The sequence below is a fragment of the Sphingobacterium sp. WOUb80 genome (genome assembly GCF_050058145.1).
Taxonomy (GTDB): Bacteria; Bacteroidota; Bacteroidia; order Sphingobacteriales; family Sphingobacteriaceae; genus Sphingobacterium.
The window spans coordinates 4,959,023-4,984,620 of the sequence record NZ_CP165617.1 but is presented as its reverse complement, the minus strand read 5'-3'; the positions used below and the strand labels follow the sequence as shown (position 1 = coordinate 4,984,620).

The window sequence follows — 25,598 nt, the reverse complement described above, 5'->3', positions numbered from 1 at the left end:
AATATTAAGCGTTGTTTAACATAACAGGCATCACCAACATCAAAATATCTTCATGATCTTCCGATACTGCTGGGATCAATAAGCCAGCACGATTTGGTGTACTCATCTCCAAAACAACTTCTTCGCTCTCTAGGTTATTTAGCATTTCGACTAAGAACTTGGCGTTAAAACCAATTTCCATGTCGTCACCTTCAAATTGACAAGATAAGCGCTCATGTGCTTCATTAGAAAAATCCAGATCTTCTGCAGAGATGTGCAACTCACTACCTGAAATTTTCAGACGAACCTGGTGTGTCGTTTTATTGGCAAAGATCACCACACGTCTCAATGTATTCAAGAACAATAAGCGGTCTACGGTCAACTTGTTTGGATTGACTTGAGGAATTACAGCAGCATAATCTGGATAACGCTCGTCAATCAAACGACAGATCAAATTGATATTGCCAAAGCTAAAGAACGCATTGGTCTGATTATATTCAATAGATACTGCCACATCATCTGATGGTAAAGAAGATTTTAACAATGAAAGCGCTTTTTTCGGCAAAATAAGGGACGCTGGTTTTTCAGCACCGATATCCGTTCTTGAGTAACGTACCAACTTATGTGCGTCCGTAGAAACAAAAGTCACATTCTTTTCGGCTAACTGTACCAAAACACCCGACATTGCCGGTCTCAATTCATCGTTACTGACGGCAAAAATTGTTTTGCTGATCGCTTCCGATAAAATAGGAGCTGGCATCTGAATAACAGAACCATTATCTATCGAAGGAATTTTAGGAAAATCGTCAGCGTTTTCTCCGCTCAATTTGTACTTACCATCACCTGCGCTGATTTCGATAGCCAAGGTATTCATGTCTACTGAAAATGCTACTGGCTGATCTGGTAAAGTTTTTAATGTCTCGATCAAAATCTTCGAAGGCATGGCTACTCTTCCTTCTTCTTTTGCCTCAATCTGTAGCGAAGTAACCATACTTGTTTGCAGATCCGTAGCAGAAATAGTCAAGTTATTGTCTTTTATTTCAAAAAGAAAGTTTTCCAAGATTGGCAAAACAGTACTTGTACTGGATGCGCCATTGATAGCTTGTAACTGCTTTAATAAAATTGATGTTGATACAATGAATCTCATTTCCTGAATACTAATTATTATGTGCAATAATACACAAATTAATCAATATTTTTCAGTTTTATAGGCGCCTTTCTTTCCACATAAAGAGATTTCCGAGCCCTAAATAAGCAATTGTATTTCAATTAATAAGCACAGCACCAAAAGTATAGAAAGTAAATTCGGCGTGATAAATCACAATATTTATTACATTTGTATAATAGCAGTAGTGTATGCAGTTTAAAGAGATCATTGGGCATAAAGACATCAAAGAACATTTAGTTCGTACGGTTCAGGAAAATCGTGTGAGTCACGCCCAATTATTCCTAGGTCCCGAAGGTTCGGGCAGCCTTGCTTTGGCTTATGCTTACGCACAATTTTTGAATTGCGAAAACCGGCAACCTGCAGATAGCTGTGGACAATGTTCATCGTGTCGGAAATATAGCAAACTGATCCATCCGGATCTTCATATGTCCTATCCTTTTATAGCCAAACATAAAGAAGATACCGCGGCCGACTATGCTGAAAGCTGGCGAAAATCTTTTCTTTCCAATCCTTACATGGGATTGGAGTATTGGCGCAATCAACTGGATGCTGACAACAAACAAGTCAATATCAATATTGCAGAAGCTCACGGCATCATCAAAAAATTAAGCCTTAAGTCATTCGAAGCCGAATACAAGGTTTTAATTATGTGGCTGCCAGAATACTTGGATACGCAGGGTAATGCGCTCCTGAAATTGATCGAAGAACCTCCAGAAAAAACACTCTTTATTCTGGTAGCTGAAAATCAGGACAAAATATTAAATACGATTATTTCGCGTACGCAATTGGTCAAAATCAAGAAATTGGATCATACTGAGGTATCACAATATTTAAAGATCGTCCATCATCTTTCAGATCAGGAGGCTGCAGAAATTGCTTTTATTGCAGATGGAAATCTGCAGGAAGCAATGAATCAGATCCAATCCCAAACAAATAATCATTTTGGAATTTTGGTCAATTGGCTACGCTTCATCGTTTCAGATGCCGGCACCAATATGATTTCCTTGGTAGAAGAGGAAATCTCAAAAATGGGAAGAGAAAACCAGAAAAGTTTTCTTTTCTATGCGATTAATATGATGCGACAAATCATCTTGATCAAAGAAGGACTTTCAAGTCTTGTCTTCTTACCTGCCAAAGAATTGGACTTTGTCCAAAAATTTGCAGTACATTATACTGTTGAACAAATTGAAGCAACTATAAATCTATTTGAGGAAACACATTATTTTGTAGAAAGAAATGCAAATCCCAAAATATTATTTTTAGATTTATCTTTGCAGTTAACATTAATATACAAGTACAAAACGTTTCCGAAAGGAACTCAATATATATAAATAGAAAACTATGGGATGTGGCAGTTGCTCATCCGGCGGAGGTTGCGGTACTACCACAGCAAATGGTACACCGGCAGGATGTCAGAATAATGGCTCTTGCATGACTAGCGGATGTAATAAATTAGATGTATATGACTGGCTTTCCGATATGGATATGCCTTCAAATTATAAACCATTTAATATCGTCGAAGTACGATTCAAGGGATCACGAAAAGATTTCTTTATTAATGTAGACAATATCTACCTGGAAATGGGTGAGATGGTCGTTGTAGAGCCTTCAACAGGGGGCTATGATGTCGGACACATCTCCCTAACAGGTGAATTGGTCAGATTACAATTAAAAAAGAATAATGTTACCCCAGAAATGGTAACAAAGAAAATCTATCGGAAACCAAATGAAGTAGATGTAGAGAAGTATAACGCAGCAAAAGATCTCGAATGGGAAACTATGCACAAAGCTCGTAAATTGGCTTTGGACCTCGGTTTGTCTATGAAGATTTCTGACGTAGACTATCAGGGAGATAAAACAAAGGCTACCTTCTATTACACTGCTGAGGGCCGTGTGGATTTTCGTGAACTCATCAAAAAAATGGCCGAAGCGTTTAGGATACGTATTGAAATGCGTCAGATAGGTATGCGACAAGAGGCAAGCCGTTTAGGCGGTATTGGTTCCTGCGGCCGTGAACTCTGCTGTTCAACTTGGTTAACGGATTTTAAAACTGTTTCCACGTCAGCTGCACGTTATCAAAATCTGTCCCTGAATACGCTAAAATTAGCTGGACAATGTGGAAAATTGAAATGCTGTCTCAATTATGAATTGGATAGTTATATGGATGCATTAAAAGATATTCCGAATAACATAGACCGCATTGAAACGCAAAAGGGAGTCGCTTATCTTCAAAAGACCGATATCTTTAAAAAAATGATGTGGTTTTCTTTTCCAGGCGCCGAAAATTGGATAGCACTACCAGTCCAACAAGTAAAAGAGCTTGTTGAAATGAATAAACAGGGTATCAAACCTGAAGCAATCTCAAGTGCAATAGATACGGATGAAATCAAAGAAGAGAAAAATATCAATTACGATTACGAGAACGTAGTCGGACAAGATAGCTTAACTCGACTTGATGATCGGAATAAAAGAAAGAAGAAAAGGAAAACCAAAAGCAATACCGTTAAACCGGAAAATAAGACGGGGCAGAAAACGGATAAATCCGAACAAAATGCACCTAGACAAGGTGCTAAACCTCAGTTAGCGACGGATACTTCCACTCCTGCGGCAAGTAAAGACAATAAAGAGGGTACAAACAACAGACCTAAAAAGCGTTTCAATAGGCACCGCAATAAAAATAAGGGTAATAATAACAATACTGCCCCAAAAGCAGAATAAAATAAAATATGCCTAATTTTAACACATTAGGCATATTCTTTTTACAGATAAACATGAAACTCAAAAACTCAACGCTCCTTGTTGGTATGTTATGTATTGGCATATGGGGTTCCTGTGACCAAACTTTAATCATTAATGATAATAAACCCATTGACAATAAAGCTTGGCTCAATACATCTCCACCTCGTTTTCAATTTCATATCGGCGACAAAACTAAACGATATGATGTATTAATGGATATCCGTCACACCCCTGAATATGCCTTTTCAAACCTTTTTGTCCTCATCTATCAAAGTGGTCCCGATAAAAAACAATATACTTATCGTAAAGAAATAAAAATGGCACGCCCCGATGGAAAATGGCTTGGAAAATCCTCAGGTAGCCTATATAACAATCAATCCATCATCCATAAAGATTACCAATTTCCAGATACAGGAATGTATACAATTTCCATTGAACAGCATATGAAGGAGAATCCGTTGAAAGAAATCACCGACGTTGGATTAACAGTTGTCCCAAAATGATAGCTTTACTACGATATCTCTTATTTCCTTTCTCAATTATCTATGGCCTTGCTGTTTGGATAAGGAATCGATTATATGATCTTAAATTGCTTAAATCAAAGTCATTTGATGTCCCGACGATTGTTATAGGCAATCTCTCTGTCGGCGGTACAGGAAAAAGTCCAATGACAGAATTTGTTGTTTCTAGCCTTAAAGACTATTATAAAACGGCCATTCTCAGTCGCGGGTATGGGCGAACGAGCAAAGGATTCCATCTCGTAAAAACCGATTCATCTGCCAATGATGTTGGGGATGAACCCTTACAGTTCAAAAATAAATTTCCATGTCTCACGGTTGCGGTTTGTGAGGATCGTTGTACCGGAATAGAAAAACTTCGGCCCGATCATCAGCTTATTATTTTGGATGATGCCTATCAACACCGAAAATTATCACCGCTTTTCAATATTTTACTGTTTGATTTTTCATCGTTTTTTCATCCCATGCTGGTATTTCCAGCGGGGAACTTTAGGGATCTCCTTATGGAAGCTAACCGAGCGCAAATTATAACGATCACCAAATGTCCTATTCATCTTTCAGCTGAGGATAGAAAGTCCATAGAACGCAGAATCAGGCGATATAACAAAGAAGCTTTAATTACATTTAGTTATATTGATTACTTTGAACCGATCGATAGCGACGGAATCAAAATAGATATTAGCGGCAAAGATATTATTCTAGTTACTGGTATTGCCAAACCGCAGCCGCTTGTAAATTATATAAAAAAGAAAGCAAATTTGATCCAGCACATTTCTTTTGGAGATCATCATGCATTTAGTGAATCAGATTTAGATAAGATTACAACATCGTACCTAAACCTAGCAAGTACCAATAAAATACTATTGACTACCGAAAAAGACCTTCAGCGGTTAAAACCTTTTAAAAAGCTATTTGCAACCATTGACTTGGTTTATCTTCCGATTGGACTCCAATTTCATGATCCTAAACAAAAAGCACTATTCATAAAAACCTTGCATAACACAGTCTCTCAAAGTGTTAATCAACCTTAAATTTTGTTAAGATCAAATACAATACTAAACTTTTTCATCAAATTTATATTCAATAGATAAAGAAAGAGCTGAAAAGCTTATTGGTCCATAATAAATGGAAAATGAACAAATTGAGTGTACAATTATAATCGTAGCACTCATTATATAAACTATATAAAAATGAAAAAGAAAATTTTAATGGCAGCAGCTTGCCTAATGTTAAGTGCTACAGGAGTTTTTGCTCAACAACGTCAGCAACGCAGCCCTGAGGAACAAGCTAAAATGCGAGTAGAGCACCTGGACAAATTATTGAGTCTCAATCAAACGCAAAAAGATTCCATCTATAATCTTACCTTAAGTCAGGCACAACAACGGGCTGCTCTTAGAAACGACGGTGGAGACCGTAAAGCCAATATGGAAAAATTTAAGCAACTCCAGGAAGTACAAACAAGTAAAATCAAATCATGGCTTACTCCTGAACAAGCTAAATTATTTGATGAACAACAAGAAAAAATGAAAGAAAGAATGTCTAAACGTTCCGATAATTAAAGACTAAAATGTTTCAAAAAGGTCCTTGCAAACAAAGCAAGGACCTTTTTTATATTAAAACTTTGAGTTTATTGAAGCTTAACCCCGAAGCATCATTTATACAGGATTAGATTTTAAATGCACGCTGATCATTGACAGCAGATCTAATTATTAATAATACCGTAACTATCGCAATGAAAGTCTCCCTTTCGGTATTAAAAACAAAACAATCTATTGTTATTCAATTATATAAAGAAAAGTAATGTTAAAACTCTGTTAAAGTAACATACTTGATACAATATTACTAATACTTTCAAAGTTTTTATAACAAGATAGTTTAATTGTAACTTTTTAAATACAATAGATATGAAAAAGCTAATTTTAACAGGAATAGGACTTTGTTTGGCGCTTAGCCTTACATTCGCACAGCAAGCCACCCCAGAGGAAACTGCAGCAAAAGCAACGACTGAGCTTGTACAGAAACTGAATCTGAACGATGAGCAAAAAACAGCAGTATCAACTATTCTATTGGATCAAGCCAAGGCAGAACAGAGCATAGCAAAAGATAGCGGTTCTTCCGCACAGGCAAAAGGTGAGGCACTAAATAAACTTCAAAACGAAGTGGATACAAAAGTCAATCAATTACTGACCGAAGATCAAAAATCACTTTATCAAAAAATGATAGCCGAACGGCCTGCCAAATCAGCACCTACCAAGGCTGAACCTATAGAAACTAGATCTAATCGTTAATCGGTAGTGAAGTAAAGAAGCATCAGCATACAAAATGAATAATTTCATCTAAAATTAAACATCATGAAAAAGTTATTTTTAGCAGGTATAGGTTTCTTCCTAGCAATGAGCCTAACATTTGCACAGCAAGCAACACCAGAAGAAAATGCAACGAAAGTAGTGACTGAATTAGTCACCAAGCTCACATTAAACGACGAACAAAAAACTGCGGTATCAACGATCGTATTGGATCAAGAAAAGGCTATTGCAGCCATTATTCAGGATAGTACGACGACTGTTGATGCTAAAAAGGAGAGCATCGCGAAAATTCAAGGTGCATCGGACAACAAAATAGTTCAATTACTGACAGATGAGCAAAAGGCAGCGTACCAAAAATATGTAACAGAAAGACCTCCGGTGAACATTCCTGCAACTCAAGAAACAACGGAACATAAAGGATCTGGTAACGGAGAGAGCAATCAATAACAATTAATCATTCTATAGGAATGAAAAACCTCTGGCTATCCAAATATAGCCAGAGGTTTTTTAATGCATTACATGGCTTTAAATTCATTAAAAAAGGGCTATCCATGTTATTTAGATAGCCCTTTTGTTTCCTACTTACTAATTGACATTAAGATTTCAACTTTTTCATAATATCACTTACATAAGTTTTAAATTTCTTGTCTGTTTCAATTAAATCCTCTACGGTTTGACATGCATAAATGACAGTCGAGTGGTCTCTCCCTCCGAAGAATGCTCCGATCGATTTTAATGAAGATTTGGTATGGGCTTTTGCTAAATACATCGAAATTTGCCTGGCCTGCACGATTTCTCGCTTCCTAACTTTCGACTTTACCATATCCACAGGAACTTCAAAATATTCACAAACTAATTTCTGAATAAAGTCCATTGAAATTTCCTTATGTGTATTCTTCACAAAATTCTTCAACATGGATTTCGCTAGACCTAAATCGATCTCCTTTTTGTTCAATGTAGATTGCGCCAATAAAGAAACCATGGCACCTTCCAATTCACGAACACTGTTGTCGATCTGTGTAGCGACATATTCCACTACATTTTCAGGTAAATCAATACCATCAGAATACATCTTCTTCTTCAAGATCGCCATTCTCGTCTCAAGATCAGGAATCTGAATATCTGCAGATAATCCCCATTTAAAACGACTAAGCAAACGTTCTTCCAAACCAGCTAAATCTTTAGGTGCTTTGTCCGAAGTTAAGATAATTTGCTTTCCAGATTGATGCAAATGATTAAAAATATGGAAGAAAATATCCTGCGTTTTTTCTTTACCAGCAAAATTATGCACATCATCCATTATAATGACATCCATTGCTTGATAAAAGTTAACGAAATCATTGATTGTGTTATTTTTCAATGAGTCCACAAACTGTTGGCAGAATTTCTCACAAGACACATAAATGACCAATTTATCGGGAAGATTTCTTTTGATCTCATTTCCGATAGCTTGAGCAAGGTGTGTCTTTCCCAAACCAACATCACCATAGATCATCAAAGGGTTAAATGATGTACCACCTGGTTTGTTAGCTACAGCATAACCTGCTGAACGAGCAAGACGGTTACATTCACCTTCAATGAAATTTTCAAATGTGTAGTTTTGATTCAATTGCGGATCAACCTGTAATTTTTTCAATCCAGGAATAACAAATGGGTTTTTGATATCTCTATTTAAAGAAACCGGCACAGGGATAGATTGTCTCTTTCCTTCTGCTCCATTGCCATTCGATGGAAGATTAGTCGTATAAGGATGAGAAGCGGAAGACTTCTCTACTACAATATTGTATTCCAATCTACCTTGTTCTCCTAAAAATTTCTTTACGGTCTTACGAAGAATTCCTACATAGTGTTCTTCCAGCCACTCATAAAAAAATAAACTAGGCACTTGAATAGTCAAAACGTCACCCTCCAAACGGACTGCTTTCACAGGTTCAAACCAGGTCTTGAAACTTTGTGCTGGTATATTATCTTTGATAATCGAAAGACAATTATTCCAGACACTTGAATACGTTTTTTCCATTCTAAAATTGTTAATAAGTTGATTTACAATACGCGACAAAAAATATGTTGATAACTTTCTCTGAGAACGAAGATGACAAAAAAAAATCAGCTAAAAAACTAAAATATAAAATAATTGATAAGATACTATATATCAGCTTTTTATTATGTAAAATTGTGGAAAACTAGCGCTAAAATTGATCTCTAAAAATAATTATTAACATTCCAAATTTATTTCAAAAAAAAGAACAAAAAAAGTAGCAAACTCACTACATCTCAGTCTTTAAGGTCTAGAACTAAATTAACCAAAATTATAGCCAATTACAACCTTTGGTTCATATATTTTTAATATTAAATTTATAAGAATTTAAAGCCAACTTAACATCGCTGTCAAATGACAATTTACCTGATTTAAGCGCAAACTGTAAAATCAAGACCGCTACAAATTGTCTTTTCAGAAAAAGTAAATTGTAACATAGCAGATTACTTGAGTGCTCTCAAAAAACCTGTAGTCAAAAACAAAAAAAAGGAGGTCTGCACAGACCTCCTTTTTTTTGTTATCTTAATAGCTATTTTTATCCAACCATTGTACTGGTCAATTTTCCATCGCAAAGTTTCTTAGCTTCCATTATGATAGCATTAGCATCGTAGTGCGCATTCTTCCACTGTGCATTTTGTTCTGCATGTTCAATGATCTTATCCGGAATACCTAAACGAACAACTTGACTGCGGTAACCGTGATCGGCCATAAATTCCAATACTGCCGAACCGATCCCCCCTTGCAAACTTCCGTCTTCTACCGTAATAATTTTGGCAAACTTCTTAAAGACCTGATGGAGCAAAGCCTCATCCAAAGGCTTAGCAAATCTAAGATCATAATGAGCGGGATGAATACCCAATTCATTCAACTGCTGTACGGCTTTTGCAGCTTCGTTTCCTATAGCCCCAAAACTTAAAATCGCAAGTTCTTCTCCTTCAGTAATAAGACGTCCTTTGCCAATTTCAATTTCTGCAAATGGACGGCGCCAGTCTGGCATAACACCATTTCCTCTTGGATATCTAATGACAAATGGACCTTTGTTAGGTAATTGAGCCGTATACATTAAATTTCTCAACTCTTCCTCATTCATCGGAGCCGAAACAGTCATGTTTGGAACACATCGCATAAATGCAATGTCATAAGCACCGTGGTGTGTAGCGCCATCTGCGCCAACCACTCCCGCACGATCCAAACAGAAAACGACATTCAGGTTCTGTAATGCAACATCATGAATCACTTGATCATAAGCTCGCTGCATAAAAGATGAATAAATATTACAAAATGGTAATAGTCCCTGAGTTGCGAGTCCTGCACTAAAAGTAACAGCATGCTGTTCAGCAATACCAACATCAAATGCGCGCTCAGGCATTGCTTTCATCATTATGTTCATGGAAGAACCAGAAGGCATTGCAGGCGTTATACCCACAATCTTATCATTTTCTTCTGCAAGCTCAACTAAAGTATGTCCAAAAACATCTTGAAATTTAGGTGCTACAGGTTTATCATTCGAAGATTTTTTGATCTCTCCTGTAATTTTATCGAATAAACCTGGAGCATGCCATTTGGTCTGATCTTTTTCAGCTAGCGCAAAACCCTTTCCTTTGATGGTGACGGCATGCAATAATTTGGGTCCCGGTATATGTTTAAGGTCTTCTAGGGTCTTCGCCAATTTTTTGACATCATGCCCATCAACCGGTCCAAAATATCTAAAATTCAAAGATTCAAAGAGATTAGCATTTTTTAATAACGTGCCCTTTATGCTTTTTTCCAATTTTTTGGCAATACCAAGTGCATTTGGACCAACTTCCGAAATCTTGGTTAATACAGCTGCAATATCGTCTCTAAAACGATTATATCGTTTTGATGTCGTTATACTTGTCAAATACTCCTTCAATGCTCCAACATTAGGATCAATGGACATACAGTTATCATTCAGAATGACCAAAAGGTTGGATTTGGAAATACCGGCATGATTCAATGCCTCAAATGCCATTCCACCAGTCAAAGCACCATCACCAATTACCGCAATATGCTGACGGTCCTTTTCTCCTTTTATCTGGGATGCAACCGCCATACCTAATGCCGCAGAAATAGACGTTGAGGAGTGCCCAACGCCAAATGCATCGTATTTAGATTCAAAACGGTTGGGAAATCCCGAAATTCCGTTCTCTATTCGATTTGTATGAAATATATCGCGACGCCCCGTTAGGATTTTATGCCCATAAGCCTGATGGCCAACATCCCAAATCAACTGATCATATGGGGTGTTCATTACGTAATGTAACGCCACCGTTAACTCAACGACTCCCAAACTTGCTGCAAAGTGACCACCATTAACCGAAACCTGATCAATAATAAATTGACGTAACTCTTGGCTTACCTGTTCTAATTGGTCTTCCTTTAGCTTTTTAAGATCAGAGGGATCGTTTATTTTACTTAATAGTTCTCCAGTCTCAAACTGCATAGTAATGCTATTTACATGATATGTTGGTACAAAGTAACGACAATTTTATCTAATCTTTAAAATAAATCGTATTTACATATTGAGGTACAACAAATAAAATAATGAATAGTTTGTACCGGAGCTGTTCCAAAAGATTTTATATGTAAATTTGTATAAGATATGCAAGTAGAAGAAGGCTACGAAATCAAGCTTCCTCAATTTGAGGGACCTTTTGATTTATTATTATTTTTTATCGAGCGGGACGAACTAAATATCCACGATATCCCGATTTCAAAGATTACAGATGATTTTTTGTCTTATGTGAGCCAAATGCAAGCGCTCAATATGGAAATGGCAAGTGAGTTTATCTTTGTTGCTTCGACACTGATGCGTATCAAAGCCAAAATGCTGTTACCGCGTCTCGATCTAGATGAAAATGAAAATGAAATTGATCTCAGAGAGGATCTTGTTCAAAAACTTATCCTCTATAAGCAATTTAAAGAGACCTGCGAAGATTTGAGGTTGATGGAAGAAGATCGCCTCAAACAGTACAGCAGAGGCAATATACGTTACGATATCCAGCAAAGACTTAAACTAGATTCTAGCGGAGAAAATCTGGATAACTTCGACCTTTACGGTTTGATGATGATCTACGAGCAAATGATGTATCAATTCCGTAATCGTCCTCCTGAGGTAACTCATACAGTAATAAAATACCCTTACACGATTGAACAACAAAAGAAAGCAATAGCTGAACTGATTGAAATTAACAAGAAATTGGATTTTCAGGAAATTCTTAAAAATTCAGAAAATAAAATTCAATTCGTCTATAATTTTCTAGCTATTCTTGAAATGCTTCAGCAGCGGTTATTACAGATTGAAGTAGGTTTGGGCTACAATAATTTCAATGTTGGTGAAAGAGATCCAAATGAAGAGGAAGAATTTATCTTAGAAAATGAAGAAGCATAAAAAAACCCGTCTAAGACGGGTCTTTTTTTAATCTCTCTTCTTAAAAGCATTCCAGCCTTGAGCTGATATTGGATAAAGATTTCCAGATTTCGAAATCATTTCACAGCCTTCGGAAGCCGGTGTCATGTAACCAATAATACTGATATCAGGTAAATTCTTAATTTTATCATGATCAGCCTGAGCTATGGTAAATAAAAGCTCATAATCTTCACCACCATTTAGTGCTGCTACTGTTGGATCAATTCCAAATTCCCGTCCAGTGTCATAAGTCATCTGATCCAATGGTATTTTTTCCTCATATAAACGGCAACCTTTATCCGATTGTCGACAGATATGTAAGATTTCTGATGCTAGACCGTCTGAAATATCCATCATCGCTGTGGGCTTGATCGCTAGCTTGGCAAATAGTTCCACCATATCCTTTCTAGCTTCTGGCTTCAATTGACGCTCAACAATATAATCCTTCCCTTCCAGATCAGGTTGTACATTCGGATTTTCTAAATAGATATCTTTCTCACGCTCTAAGAGCTGCAAGCCCATGTAAGCTGCGCCCAGATCGCCTGAAACACACAGTAGATCGCCCTCCTGTGCTCCATCACGATAAACAATCTTATCGGAATCAGCGTAACCTATACTCGTCACAGAAATAACCAATCCCTGAGCTGAAGCTGAGGTATCGCCACCAATTAAATCAACATTATACTTCTTACAGGCAATCAGTGCTCCCTGGTAAATTTCCTCGACTGCTTCCAAAGGAAACTTAGATGATAGACCAATTGAAAAGGTGATTTGGGAGGCTATACCATTCATCGCATAGATATCGCTCAAATTGACCTGAACAGCTTTATAGCCTAAATGTTTCAAGGGTACATACCTCAGATCAAAATGAATTCCTTCCAAAAGCAAATCAGTGGATATCAAAGTTTTCTTACCCTCAAAATCTAAAACAGCAGCGTCATCACCTATCCCTTTAATGGTGGACTTTTCTGTTAATTCCACAGCTTTACTTATATAATCAATTAGTCCGAACTCCCCCATTTCCTCCAAATTGGTCCGCTCGGTATTGTCAAAATCAAACATGTTTAAAAGTTTAAAAGTTCATTATAGATAATGCCAAACAATCATCTCTTAACGATTTATCATGCTGGTATTATAAAACAGCTATCGCAATAAATCCAACAGATTTCGGTACCTTTCTATTCGCAACTCTTGTTTCTATTCTATCAAAAAAGAAATAAAAGTCCACTTTTAGCACCAAAAATCAATTTTTCCTTCTATCGCTAATATCAAAAATTATGCAAATTTCTATAATCCTAAACTCGCCGATATTTCCAACATACGTTCAATAGGACGCTGGGCACGAAAAATAACATCCTCAGGAAGAAGAATTTCAGGCGATTCATATTTAAGGCAATTATAGAGCTTCTCAAGCGTATTCAGCTTCATGTGTGGACAATCATTACATGCACATGCATTGTTAGGAGGTGCTGGTATAAAGGTCTTATGAGGACTCGCTTTCTGCATCTGATATAGAATACCTGATTCTGTAGCGACAATATAGGACTGAGCCGCATCATGCTGAGTAAATTTAAGCATTCCGGCTGTAGATCCCACATAATCTGCATTTGCCAATATATGGTCCTCACATTCGGGGTGGGCAATAAATTTCGCTTCCGGGTATTCGCTTCTCAAACGATCAATCTTATCTTGCGAAAAAATCTCATGCACCATACAAGCACCATTCCAAAGGACCAGATCACGGCCAGTTTTCTTCTTAACGTATGCACCCAGATTACGGTCCGGACCGAAGATGATTTTCTGATCTTTAGGTAAACTCTCCACAATTTGAACAGCATTGCTTGAAGTACATACAATATCCGAAAGTGCTTTTAATTCAGCGGTGCAGTTCACATAAGTAATGACCAGATGATCAGGATATTGTTCTTTAAACTTAGCAAAAAGATGTGGTGGACAGGAATCTGACAACGAACAACCAGCTTTGGCATCCGGTAAGATAACCTTTTTCATTGGTGAAAGTATTTTGGCTGTTTCAGCCATAAAATGCACTCCTGCAAACACAATTAAATCCGCATCTGTTTTGGCAGCCTCTTGCGATAGTCCTAAGCTATCTCCTATATAATCTGCTATATCCTGAATTTCAGACTCTTGATAATAATGAGCTAAAATTACAGCATTCTTTTCTTTCTTTAATCGTTGGATTTCTTTAACCAAATCCAATGAGGGATCGATCGGAGCATCGATATAACCTTTGGCCTGAAGCTCATAATTTACAATTTCCATGCGGGTACTTTCAACTTTTATGAATGACAAAAATAAGCATTGTTGCATATATAAAAGTCAATTAAAAGCAAATTAATCAAATGATAGCAATTTATTCCTAACTACTACAGACTACATTGTGGGATATTCATAATTTAATAGCTGATAACTAACATATTAATGCGCTTTTCAGACACAAATGGTCAGTATCGTTATCTGGCTTACTGGATGATATCGATCCACAAATTTGATCTACTAAGCGCTGTCATTTATAAATTCCTCTAGCATGGAAAAGAGCGAACGGAATAGTTTATTCAAAATATATGAATCTCTAAATGAAATAATAATAGTTAAATTTATATCACTAAAAAATAATAAAGAGGATTAATTTTAAAATAAACCCTTCTAGAATTGAATATACAGCAAATAAACCACACACATATCCTACAGCAAAAGCTCAAAGAGTTTAACGTAAACTATTTCTATGTTAGAAAATCAGTTTCGCCAAGATCCGACTTTGCTAGCCTATGGAACATTCTTAGGCATATTACAAAACAATGAAAAATATAGCACAAAAGGAAGCTTTATTTATTAACATTTTAAGCGATATAGCGATTCAAAGTCCTTATAAAACCAATTTATGATCTGTGCATTAATTGATAAATTTATATTGAATTCTCAGAGGGTTTAATCGACCAATTACGGATGAATTTAAAAAGGTCAAACTTAAGAATAGGGAAGCACCGCAGCAAAATACAAAATAAAGCCCTTGAGAATCGCTTGTAATATTTTTTGCGCATGTGACGTAAATTTATAGCAATCTGCCTACGAAGCTGCCCAAAATCTATCCGATCCTTCTATTAATATTAAATGTAGCATAAAATTAAAGATAAAGGCAGCAATTGTCCAGATCCAAATATAAACTTAAACAGAAAGGCTAGAAACAGAAAATTTTCATTGTAAAGAGCTCTAGAATCGCATATTTTTTAAAAAAAATGGCGCTGTGCCAAATAGGAGAATCTTAGAAAGATAAATGAATTTTACACAGATAAAATCTGAATCTCTCAAATATATTTCTAAAATGAATACAATGAGAATTCGATATTTATAAAAAAAACTAACTAAATCAACTATAAGCTAACCTGATAAGGTTAATTTCTATTGGAAAAGTATGGGAAAGATATCTTCTGCCTTTTCTATCCAGAAGAGAGCCGCTGACAATTGGATATTAACAATATGATCTAATGAATAGATATTTACTGAATTGTAAAGAGGTTTAATAAAAAAGTATTTTTGAAGTGAACTATAGCGGGTAGAAATCCATTGGGCTATGTATTGTTTTAGTGCTTAAACTATAAATTCAAACTACTAAAGGTAGTCTATTAATACTTAAATAAATTAGAAATAAATGTAAATTATACGATATATAAACAATAAATACAGAAATAAAAAATCAAAAAAAAAAATTAAATATAAAATTTATAAGATATTGATATCACGATAAAATACAAATTCCTAATATTCAGGTAAATAGCTGTAATTTATGCTTAAAATTAAATAGTAGATTACACAAAGCATAGAAACTATCAAAAAAACACATTTAATCGCTTAGAATCAAATAGACGATACAAATGTTATATAAAATAAATCTATTCCATCTATAAAGAGTTTATTTTAGAAATAAACCCGTTTAGAATTGTTTATAAAAGAACATCCAACGCATTATCCAGAATATTCGAATCTCAGAGATCTAGTTTTCATTAAGTCTGCTAAGAAATCAATGTTGGGCAACAAATATAGTAAGATTGTTTGTTCTACAATAAATTTTTTGAACAAATTATTTCTATTTAAAATTTCAATCCGCTAAATTATTGAATCCACTCTCAAAATCACTTTTCCACATTAAGCCTTGTTAGAATCTAATAAAATCTATTTATATCAGATTTTATTAGAATATTCAATTGTAAATTTATTTATTTCAAAACTTGCTGCCTGGAGATTCAAATATAAATTCCACGGCGTAAAAAAAAATTAAATATCACAACTAGGACCGTACAAATTTCACAAATTGGAATTTGGAAAACCTCAAGCTATAAATCCGGCATAAATCCAGATATTTCATAAAATATATTCAAAAATGTAGCATTCAGAATTTAATAGCCAAGAAAAAGCTATAATTTTTTTTTCAAGAAAATACGAATAAACAAACCTAAAGTTTTCTAAAATCGAAATCTCGAAAAGCAAATAGGATCAAGTTACGCTGAAATTTTAATGAATCGAAACCAATTAGAATTCAATAAAAGCCGTTATTCTGTTCAAAATGTGCAATATTGAAAAGTCACAGCGCCTAAATTAGATTTACAAACATCCTTTCGTCAGTTTGTGCTCTTTAGGATCGCGTAAATCCACATAGAAACTCAAAAGCTCAGAATATTGAAATATAAAAGCGTTTAAATGAAAAAAAAATAAAATATCTGAAAAATAAGCCTCTTAAATCACGTTATAACCATATTTCAAAAAAAATAAAATAAATATTGCATTCTAAAGCACTTTAAAAGCCAATAGAATTATTAAAAAATAAAATAAACTCAATTAGAATCGAATATTTCGATAGGGGAGCCTACAGTTCCCGAATATCGAAATGTGAACGCGTCTAATTGAACTTGACAAAACTAAACAAAGATTTTCGAACGTATTCCACAATCTTTTTTTTCAATAAATACTAATTATTTTAAATAGAAGATCTCTTATTGTTTATTATGGTGTGGAAAAGTGGTATAAATTGAGTTAGTTCTATTTTGATTTTAGGTTTTTATGGAGTTTTCAACAGTTTTTCAACAGTATTTTGATATTAAACGACTGATTTTTAAAATTCTAATTTTCTCGGGTTTTTATTTTCCATATTTTTTTGTTGAATAGTTTGTGTCTAAAAATTGTGGAAATCTCATGAATTTTATGCGGAAAAGTTTGAAAAATTTGAGTCGAAAATAGGGGACTTGTGAATTGTTAAATACTTTTCATTTTTATTTAACCTTTTATTTACACGTTTTCCACATTTTTCGTTAATTTGAATTGTCACTTTTGGGGATAGTTTGTGAATTTAAAATATATGGCAGATAGAAAGGTCGATTTTTTGGTCATTGGATCAGGTATAGCTGGATTAAGTTTTGCGTTAAAAGCTTCTAAATTCGGTAAAGTGTTGATAGTCACTAAGTCCAATGAGGATGAGTCTAATACAAAATATGCACAGGGGGGAGTAGCTGCTGTTGTGGATAAGTCTGATAGCTTTGAAAAGCATATTATTGATACTCAGATAGCTGGGGATGGATTATGTGATGTTGAAATTGTGGAAAACGTGGTGCGGGAGGCTCCCGATCGTATTGCCGAGCTTATTTCATATGGAACGTCATTTGATAAGGAAGAATCCGGACTCTATGACTTGGCAAAAGAGGGTGGACATTCGGCACATCGCATTCTACATTACAAGGATATTACTGGCTACGAAATTGAACGGGCATTATTGGAGCAGGCTCATATTGATCCAAATATTGAAATTGTAACACATTACTTTGCCATAGATTTAATTACGCAGCACCACCTGGGGGAATATGTAGACAAGAACAAAGCGGATATTACTTGTTATGGTATTTATGCTTTCAATACATCTTCCCATCTGGTGGATAAAATTTTGAGTAAGGTTACGGTGATGGCTTCCGGTGGGGCAGGGCATGTGTATTCAAGCACAACTAATCCAACGATTGCTACCGGGGACGGTATTGCAATGGTCTACAGAGCCAAAGGGAAGGTACGTAATATGGAATTCATGCAATTTCATCCTACGTCGTTATATAACCCCAAGGACTCTCCAGCATTTTTGGTATCCGAAGCTGTACGAGGATTTGGTGGAGTTTTAAGAAGAGTCAATGGGGAGTCTTTTATGGAGGAATATGATGAACGTGCTTCGTTGGCTCCTAGAGATATAGTGGCTAGAGCTATTGATGCTGAGATGAAAAAATCCGGTATTGATTATGTTTATCTCGATATTACACATAGGGATAAGAATGATATTCTCAGACATTTTCCTAATATTTATGAGAAATGTCTTTCTATTGGACTTGACATGTCGAAAGACTTTATACCAGTGACACCTGCAGCGCATTATCTTTGCGGTGGGATTTATGTGGATGATTTTGGACGAAGCAGCATTCTCAATCTTTATGCCTGTGGAGAGTGTTCTTCTACTGGTTTGCATGGCGCAAATAGGCTGGCTTCTAACTCGCTTCTTGAAGCACTTGTCTATGCCCATCGGATATTCTTAGATGCTACTAAATTGGTTAAATCGACCAGCCATATATGTGACGTTCCCGAATGGGATGATTCTAAAACCTCGCTTTCTAATGAGGATATTTTGGTCAGCCATAACCTGCGGGAATGTCAGAAGATTATGAGCGATTATGTTGGTATTGTCCGTTCTGATTTTAGGCTCGAAAGAGCGCTTAAGAGACTACATCTATTATATGAGGAGACCGAGGAGTTCTACAGAAATACAAGACTTTCTGTCAAACTTTGTGAATTGCGCAATGTGATTCAAGTCGCTTATATTGTGACTAAATCGGCTATGTTGCGGAAGGAAAGTAGAGGGTTGCATTATACAACTGACTATCCGAAGCATTCGGATGTATTACAGGATACAATTTTTTAGGAGATATGGCACTTATTTTACCCGTTTTGGATAAGTCTCCGATAATTGCTGAAGAGTGCTTTTTAGCGCCTAATTCAACGATTGTAGGTGACGTTGAGATTGGTCACCATTGTTCGGTCTGGTTTAACGCTGTTATTCGTGGTGATGTCAATTATATTCGTATAGGTAACTATACGAATATTCAAGATGGCGCTGTTATACATTGTACTTATAAGAAATGCGGTACTTCAATAGGTAGTTATGTAAACGTGGGACACCAGGCTATGGTTCATGGCTGCATTGTTGAAGATCACGTGCTTATTGGTATGGGCGCAATTGTTATGGATAATGCTATTATCGAATCTAATGTGATTATAGCAGCTGGGGCGGTAGTTTTGGAGAATACGCGCTGTGAGTCGGGATTCCTATATGCCGGTGTACCGGCAAAAAAAATAAAAGCGCTAACTGAGGAACAGAAAGAACTGTTACAGCAGTTACCGCATAATTATGTTTTGTACAGTTCTTGGTTTTAGCTTAAACGAATTAGCAAGGTTAAAATAGCTTTTTATTTGGTGACCTCAATTATTCTTTTTTGAGGCCACTTAATGAAAAGCTATCTTTTTGTTCCCAGTTTGCTCGTATGGTGAATACTTTGTTTAAGTATACAACAGGCTCTGGAAAGGTCTTTTTTTCTACATCTCCAGTATCCCAAATACCACTGCTGTTATCGTCTCGGATTACACGCAAACTGTATTTACCTCCTGGATATTGTTTATATACAACGGTCGGGTTATCTATGTTGATTTTGTCTAAACGATAGACTTTGTCCTTTTTCTCATTGATCAATTCTACCAAGTAAGTTGTATTGCTATCCAGATCTGTGAAATCAAAAGTAAGATCGCCATAGTTCTCGCTATCGTCATAGGTAAGATCCAGTTTTTTCTCTTTGTTTTGTTCTCCAAAATAGCCAGTAATAGCGCCTTCTGCGAATTCAATTTGGTACTTTTTGTCCTTTCTCCAATTATATCGAATATGATACATGTTGGAATTGGCTGTATCTACCGCAAGTTGATAATTGGTGCGCACCAATGAGTCTTCTTTGAACTTTAATTTTGTCTTGTCTATATTCTTTATTGGTGTGAAAGCGGATACTTGAAGGTGAGTGATACGATCGACCCTCCCGTTATTTGGCGTAAAAATAGGTTCTATTGTTTGTTCTATTTTTACGTTTCCTTTTCTAACAAGAATGGTATCCAGAGGCTTTTCATTTTCCGTTAAAACCAGCTTTAAAGAGTCTATTTTTAAATTTGGAATAAACAAGGTAGCCGAATCTGAAGTTTTTGAAAAACGTACGATTTTATCTTTATTGTTTACTTCATCATGAAGTATATTAAGATTAGGTTTATCTACTCTTCTATTAAAAATAAGGAGTACACTCCCATTTTTTTCAAATTTCTTTTCTTGTGTTCTAAACTTCTTTGGGGTACCCTTGAATATCTCCAGATTAATATTGCTCAAATCTCGCTCTAGCACTATTGAATCTTTTAAGAAACCTATTTCTTCGTCGGCGCCATTGTAGATTCTATCATTGTTTTTTTCCTGAAGCGCGTAAATACGGTATGTTCCCTCTCTTAGATTATTTAGTTTATAATTGCCGGCTGTATCTGTTGTCGTAAATATATTGGCTTTCTTTTTGCCAAAAATGGAATCTTGGCTAATGGGTATCAACAAGACTTTAACATCTTTTTGGACCTCTTTGGTAATCGCACTTTTTACGTTGCCAGATATGCTGAGCGAGTCTATTTTGTCTCCTGTTGCAAATACATAAGCATAATTGACCAACGCATTTCCTGCATTATAATCTACAAGGCCCTTACCAAAGTATATGCTGTATGTTGTATTTTTTTCCAGGGAATCTGGGAGGGTAATCTCAAGATTTTTTTTCTTGACTTTGAATTCTGGATTGCTCCCCATATCGGGTGTCACACTAAATTCTTTTTGTTGATTAGCGAGTTTGATGTATTCGTCGAAAGTGATGACTATTTTTTTTGCTGTAAAATTCTTCGAAAAATTCGTAGGATTTTCCATTAAAATTTTAGGCGGAATAGAATCTTTTGGTCCTCCGGTTGGTTGCTGTATACTCGCACACTGTATCGATAAACCAATAAGCGTAATAAACAAGCTTAAAATAAGTAATCTTGGCTTTAAGCCACTTTTTAGCCTTTCTGAACTACTTTTATTTTCTTTTGAATAAGTTGTCATAAAAAATAGAATATTGTCTTAAATCGCTTATTTTAAGCTTGTATTTATTGTTTGTTTAATAACTTGTAAATCAACTATTTAACTCATATGAACCATCAATACGCTGATATCAGAAGGTGAAACACCCGAGATTCGCGAAGCTTGGCCCAGGGTTCGAGGTTTGACCTTCGCTAATTTTTGTCTTGCTTCGATTGACAGTGAAGTTAACAAACTGTAATCGAAATCGGGATTTATTTCTCTATCTTCCATCTTTTTCATGCGGTTCACAATCTCTATTTCTTTTTCGAAGTAGCTTTCATATTTGAGGTTGATCTCTGCTTGTTCTATGGTATCGTTATCAAATTGTGATGCAAATTGTGCGAAGCCCTCATCTCCTTTTATAATGTCTTGAATACTGACTTGTGGTCTTGCCAGTACATTGCTTAATCTGGTTTTTTGAGCAAGTGCACTTGAGCCTACTTCGGCCAGCACGGTATTCATCTTTTCGAGATTAGTGGAGTTTTGTTTCAGATACTCGATAATATTATTAGAGTTATCTATTTTGTTCTCTACTTTCTTTAGTCTTTCCTCTCCTACCAGTCCCAATTTATAAGCTAATGGGGTAAGGCGAATATCTGCATTGTCCTGGCGTAATAACAAACGATGTTCTGCTCTTGATGTAAACATTCGGTAAGGTTCTTCTGTTCCCTTTGTTACGAGGTCATCTACTAGTACGCCGATATAAGATTCTGATCTTTTTAAGATTAGTTCCTTGTCGTCATTGATACGTTGATGCGCATTGATACCGGCTAAGAAACCTTGTGCAGCTGCTTCTTCATATCCTGTGGTTCCATTGATCTGGCCTGCAAAGAATAGGTGTTTTACCAATTGCGTTTCGAGTGTAAGATCTAATTGCATTGGCGGAAAGTAATCGTATTCTATGGCGTAGCCTGGACGATACATTTTGGCATTTTCAAAACCGGGGATTAGTTGCAATGCTTTTAGTTGAACATCTTCTGGTAGTGAGGTCGAAAATCCGTTTACATAAATCTCTACTGTTTTAAAACCTTCGGGTTCGACAAATATCTGGTGTCGGTCACGTTCGGCAAAGCGATTAATTTTATCTTCTATCGAAGGACAATATCGTGGTCCTAGTCCTTTGATTCGTCCGGTGAACATCGGTGATTTTTCGAAACCTGTCCGTAGCATTTCGTGCACTTTATCGTTGGTATATGTAATCCAACAACAACGTTGTTCTGTTGGTATATCTACATCAGTATAAGAAAATCTACCTCTTTTTTCATCACCCCATTGTTCTTCCATCAGTGCATAGTTGAGGCTTCTTCCATCTATGCGTGGTGGAGTTCCGGTCTTCATTCTTCCTGATTCAAATCCGAGTGAAACAAGCTGTTCTGTCAAACCTGTGGCTGCCTTCTCTCCTGTTCTCCCACCACCAAATTTCTTGTCACCGATATGGATAACACCATTTAGAAATGTTCCATTGGTTAATACGACTGCATCAGATTCTATTTCAATTCCCATAGAAGTGATGACACCGCAAGCTCTACCGTTCTTTACAATTACCTCCTTGACGGTATCTTGCCACATATCTAAATTGGGCAGAGACTCTAATTGTAATCTCCATTCTTCTGCGAACCGCATACGATCATTTTGTGTACGCGGGCTCCACATGGCGGGGCCTTTAGATAGGTTAAGCATGCGAAATTGGATAGTTGATTTATCTGCAATTATACCTGTGTATCCTCCCATTGCATCAATCTCCCGTACAATTTGGCCTTTGGCAACTCCACCTATAGCAGGATTGCAGCTCATTTGAGCTATTACCCCCATGTTCATAGTGATGAGTAAAGTTGAAGATCCCAAGTTGGCAGCAGCGGCTGCGGCTTCACAGCCAGCATGACCTGCACCTACTACTATTACGTTATATTTTTTAAACATTTTTCTATTCTTGTTCCACGTGAAACGTGGTATTTTATTTTATTTACAAATTTAAGTTTTCTTTACGTTCCACGTGAAACGCTTTGTGAAATTTTACATAAAATCAGCAAGATATAACCACCTTTCGGATTTCTCATCTATCTCCTTTTGGATGGATTGAATTTCTTCTGCAAGGGATGAAAGTTTTAGGTGGTCTGTTACTTGATTTAGCTCTTCCGTTTTTGACTTTATATTTTGCTCCAGCTTTTCGATTTCTTCTTCTAGCTTGGTATACTCCAATTGCTCCTTGTAAGAAAGCTTTTTCTTCTCCTCTTTTACGGCTGGCTTTACTTGTTCTTGAATGCTTTTTTTCTGCTTTTCTTTTTCTAATTTTTGAATCTCGTCTTGTTCAAGCTTAAAGTCAGCATAATTTCCATTGTAGATTTGTACCTTCCCTTTTCCCTCGAAAATGAAAAGTTGATCTGTTAGTTTGTCTAATAAATATCTATCGTGGGATACCAAGATAAGTACTCCCTTATAGTTATCAAGAAAATCTTCCAGTACATTTAAGGTGTCAATATCTAAATCGTTGGAAGGCTCATCGAGTATTAGAAAATTTGGGTTCTTCATTAAGACCCGCATAAGCTGAAGACGTTTTCTCTCCCCCCCGCTTAGCTTATTAACAAAACCAAATTGTTTTTCAGGAGGGAATAAGAAATGAGTCAGTAACTGAGAAGCTGTGATTACTTCTCCATTTGCCATCTCAATATAATCCGCTACATTCTTTACAACATCTAATACACGGTCATTTTCGTTCACTTCCAATCCGCCTTGTTTGTAGTATCCGTATACGGTTGTTTCTCCAACAGCGATCGCTCCTGTATCCGGTTTTTCTTCTTCGGTGATTAAGTTTAGAAAGGTAGATTTTCCAGTTCCGTTTTTTCCAGCTAGGCCAATACGATCCCCCTTTTTGAATGTATATGAAAAATCTAGTATGATTTCTTTTGCTCCATACCGTTTTGAAACTTTGTCCAGCTCTAATATTTTAGATCCCTGCCTGCTTACTTTCACACTGAGTTGCACGGAATCGTTTCCTTTTATTGCTTTAGATTTTTCTTCTAATTCATAGTATGCATCGATACGCGATTTGGATTTGGTACCGCGTGCTTGAGGCTGACGTCGCATCCATTCCAATTCGCGGCGAAGAAGATTTCTGCTCTTCTCTACCATCACTGCATCGATCGCTTCCCTTTCAGATTTTTTCTCTAGAAAATATGAATAGTTTCCTTTGTAATTATAGAGGTTGCCCCTATCTAGCTCGCGAATCTCCGTACAGATGTTGTCTAAGAAGTAACGATCGTGGGTTACCAAAAGAACGGTTTTGTTTCCTGTTGTCAATAGCTTTTCCAACCATTCAATTGTCTCTATATCCAAATGGTTGGTAGGCTCATCCAATATATAAATATCAGGTTCGTCTATCAGAAGTTTGGCAAGTGCCAGGCGTTTTCGTTGACCTCCTGAAAGACTTTTAATATCCTGATGAAAATCCATTATGTTTAGGCGATTGAGAATCGTCTTTATATTATGTTCATATTCCCAGGCATTCAAAGAGCTTATTCTCTCCGTCAGATCTTCCAGTTTATTTTGATCGATGTCACTTTCCGAAAGAAGTTCTTCGTATTCGCGGATAAGACGCTGCTGGTCGTTGTCTGCACTGTAGATAAAATCATTGATAGATTTTAATCCCGTGAAATCAGGATCCTGTTCTAAGAAACCAATTTTAATGCCTTTTTCTTTTACAACTTTTCCTGAAGTCGGTAGGATCCGTTCTGCTAAAATGGCCAGTAAGGTTGATTTACCTGTGCCGTTGATACCGACTAAGGCTATTCGATCTCCTTTTTGGAGGCCGAAATGTAAATCTTTAAAAAGCCATCTATCGTGGAAAGAATGGCTTACTTGTTCTGTAGCTAAAATACTCACGTTATATCACCCTAAATTATATCTAGTCAATTTACACAACAAGATACTTCCAGGAGATTTCTGCTCTTGGTAGTATGTATTGTGTTGATAATCAGTTTTTTTGTTATATTGCTGATTGTCAGTTATTTATATATTGAATCAATAATCTTTTTTGATTGCTGACTAATTTAATCTGTTGGGTGGCGTTCTGTACGATATTTAGCTCCTACCATTAAATGAATGACTAATTCAAATGGCCTGGGTATAACCCGTTAATTTGGAACGCTCGCAAAAATAAAGAAATAGTTTCTTATTCGATGCGAAAAAAGCTTCGTTGTA

18 protein-coding genes are annotated in these 25,598 nt (G+C 36.2%); 10 read left to right on the top strand and 8 right to left on the bottom strand.

Annotated elements, in window-relative coordinates:
- Nucleotides 1-4 precede the first annotated feature (4 nt).
- A complete protein-coding gene (gene dnaN, locus AB1Z56_RS20680; protein ID WP_293899462.1) occupies nt 5-1,126 on the bottom strand; it encodes a DNA polymerase III subunit beta in 1,122 nt (373 codons plus the stop codon).
- A gap of 209 nt (nt 1,127-1,335) precedes the next feature.
- On the opposite strand from dnaN, the gene AB1Z56_RS20675 reads away from it, so the two are divergent.
- The 7 genes from AB1Z56_RS20675 (at nt 1,336) to AB1Z56_RS20645 (ending at nt 7,157) form a co-directional block, all read left to right on the top strand.
- Nucleotides 1,336-2,478, top strand: coding sequence for an ATP-binding protein (locus AB1Z56_RS20675; RefSeq protein WP_309367242.1), 1,143 nt, complete (start codon nt 1,336-1,338; stop codon nt 2,476-2,478).
- A 10-nt stretch (nt 2,479-2,488) separates the two neighbouring features.
- Nucleotides 2,489-3,865: a PSP1 domain-containing protein gene (locus AB1Z56_RS20670; RefSeq protein WP_426789998.1), complete on the top strand. Its 1,377-nt coding sequence runs from the start codon at nt 2,489-2,491 to the stop codon at nt 3,863-3,865.
- A 53-nt stretch (nt 3,866-3,918) separates the two neighbouring features.
- The gene (locus AB1Z56_RS20665) at nt 3,919-4,389 is read left to right on the top strand and encodes a gliding motility lipoprotein GldH (RefSeq protein ID WP_309367240.1); all 471 of its coding nucleotides are present in this window, start codon (nt 3,919-3,921) and stop codon (nt 4,387-4,389) included.
- On the top strand, nt 4,386-5,435 hold the full coding sequence (lpxK, locus tag AB1Z56_RS20660) for a tetraacyldisaccharide 4'-kinase (protein WP_309367239.1): 1,050 nt from the start codon (nt 4,386-4,388) through the stop codon (nt 5,433-5,435). Before AB1Z56_RS20665 ends, lpxK begins: the two co-directional genes overlap by 4 nt.
- Before the next feature lie 159 nt (nt 5,436-5,594).
- A complete protein-coding gene (locus tag AB1Z56_RS20655; RefSeq protein WP_309367238.1) occupies nt 5,595-5,963 on the top strand; it encodes a hypothetical protein in 369 nt (122 codons plus the stop codon).
- Between the two features lie 345 nt (nt 5,964-6,308).
- A complete protein-coding gene (locus AB1Z56_RS20650) occupies nt 6,309-6,692 on the top strand; it encodes a hypothetical protein (protein WP_426789997.1) in 384 nt (127 codons plus the stop codon).
- Between the two features lie 63 nt (nt 6,693-6,755).
- Complete coding sequence (locus AB1Z56_RS20645) at nt 6,756-7,157, top strand: hypothetical protein (RefSeq protein WP_426789996.1); 402 nt, start codon at nt 6,756-6,758, stop codon at nt 7,155-7,157.
- 148 nt (nt 7,158-7,305) lie between these two features.
- Here the strand turns inward: AB1Z56_RS20645 and dnaA are convergent, their stop codons facing one another.
- Nucleotides 7,306-8,730, bottom strand: a complete 1,425-nt coding sequence (gene dnaA, locus AB1Z56_RS20640) for a chromosomal replication initiator protein DnaA (protein WP_046672557.1) — start codon at nt 8,728-8,730, stop codon at nt 7,306-7,308.
- Between the two features lie 553 nt (nt 8,731-9,283).
- Nucleotides 9,284-11,212 (bottom strand): 1-deoxy-D-xylulose-5-phosphate synthase, encoded by a 1,929-nt coding sequence (gene dxs / locus AB1Z56_RS20635; RefSeq protein ID WP_309367235.1) that lies wholly within the window; start codon nt 11,210-11,212, stop codon nt 9,284-9,286.
- Between the two features lie 159 nt (nt 11,213-11,371).
- On the opposite strand from dxs, the gene AB1Z56_RS20630 reads away from it, so the two are divergent.
- Complete coding sequence (locus tag AB1Z56_RS20630) at nt 11,372-12,160, top strand: segregation and condensation protein A (protein ID WP_309367234.1); 789 nt, start codon at nt 11,372-11,374, stop codon at nt 12,158-12,160.
- A gap of 27 nt (nt 12,161-12,187) precedes the next feature.
- Here AB1Z56_RS20630 and thiL read toward each other — a convergent pair whose 3' ends face one another.
- Nucleotides 12,188-13,240 carry a thiamine-phosphate kinase gene (gene thiL / locus AB1Z56_RS20625; RefSeq protein WP_426789995.1) on the bottom strand — a complete coding sequence of 351 codons (1,053 nt, stop codon included), beginning with the start codon at nt 13,238-13,240 and terminating at the stop codon, nt 12,188-12,190.
- Between the two features lie 225 nt (nt 13,241-13,465).
- Nucleotides 13,466-14,461: a quinolinate synthase NadA gene (gene nadA / locus AB1Z56_RS20620; RefSeq protein ID WP_426789994.1), complete on the bottom strand. Its 996-nt coding sequence runs from the start codon at nt 14,459-14,461 to the stop codon at nt 13,466-13,468.
- A 3,088-nt stretch (nt 14,462-17,549) separates the two neighbouring features.
- Between nadA and nadB the strand changes: the two genes are divergently transcribed.
- Both nadB and AB1Z56_RS20610 read left to right on the top strand, forming a co-directional pair.
- Nucleotides 17,550-19,142 (top strand): L-aspartate oxidase, encoded by a 1,593-nt coding sequence (gene nadB, locus AB1Z56_RS20615; protein ID WP_309367231.1) that lies wholly within the window; start codon nt 17,550-17,552, stop codon nt 19,140-19,142.
- Between the two features lie 5 nt (nt 19,143-19,147).
- Nucleotides 19,148-19,654, top strand: a complete 507-nt coding sequence (locus AB1Z56_RS20610) for a gamma carbonic anhydrase family protein (protein WP_426789993.1) — start codon at nt 19,148-19,150, stop codon at nt 19,652-19,654.
- Between the two features lie 49 nt (nt 19,655-19,703).
- Here the strand turns inward: AB1Z56_RS20610 and AB1Z56_RS20605 are convergent, their stop codons facing one another.
- The 3 genes from AB1Z56_RS20605 to AB1Z56_RS20595 form a co-directional block, all read right to left on the bottom strand.
- Complete coding sequence (locus tag AB1Z56_RS20605; RefSeq protein WP_426789992.1) at nt 19,704-21,383, bottom strand: Ig-like domain-containing protein; 1,680 nt, start codon at nt 21,381-21,383, stop codon at nt 19,704-19,706.
- 78 nt (nt 21,384-21,461) lie between these two features.
- Nucleotides 21,462-23,321 carry a tRNA uridine-5-carboxymethylaminomethyl(34) synthesis enzyme MnmG gene (gene mnmG / locus AB1Z56_RS20600; RefSeq protein WP_309367228.1) on the bottom strand — a complete coding sequence of 620 codons (1,860 nt, stop codon included), beginning with the start codon at nt 23,319-23,321 and terminating at the stop codon, nt 21,462-21,464.
- A gap of 93 nt (nt 23,322-23,414) precedes the next feature.
- Nucleotides 23,415-25,280 (bottom strand): ABC-F family ATP-binding cassette domain-containing protein, encoded by a 1,866-nt coding sequence (locus AB1Z56_RS20595; RefSeq protein ID WP_309367227.1) that lies wholly within the window; start codon nt 25,278-25,280, stop codon nt 23,415-23,417.
- Nucleotides 25,281-25,598: the final 318 nt, after the last annotated feature.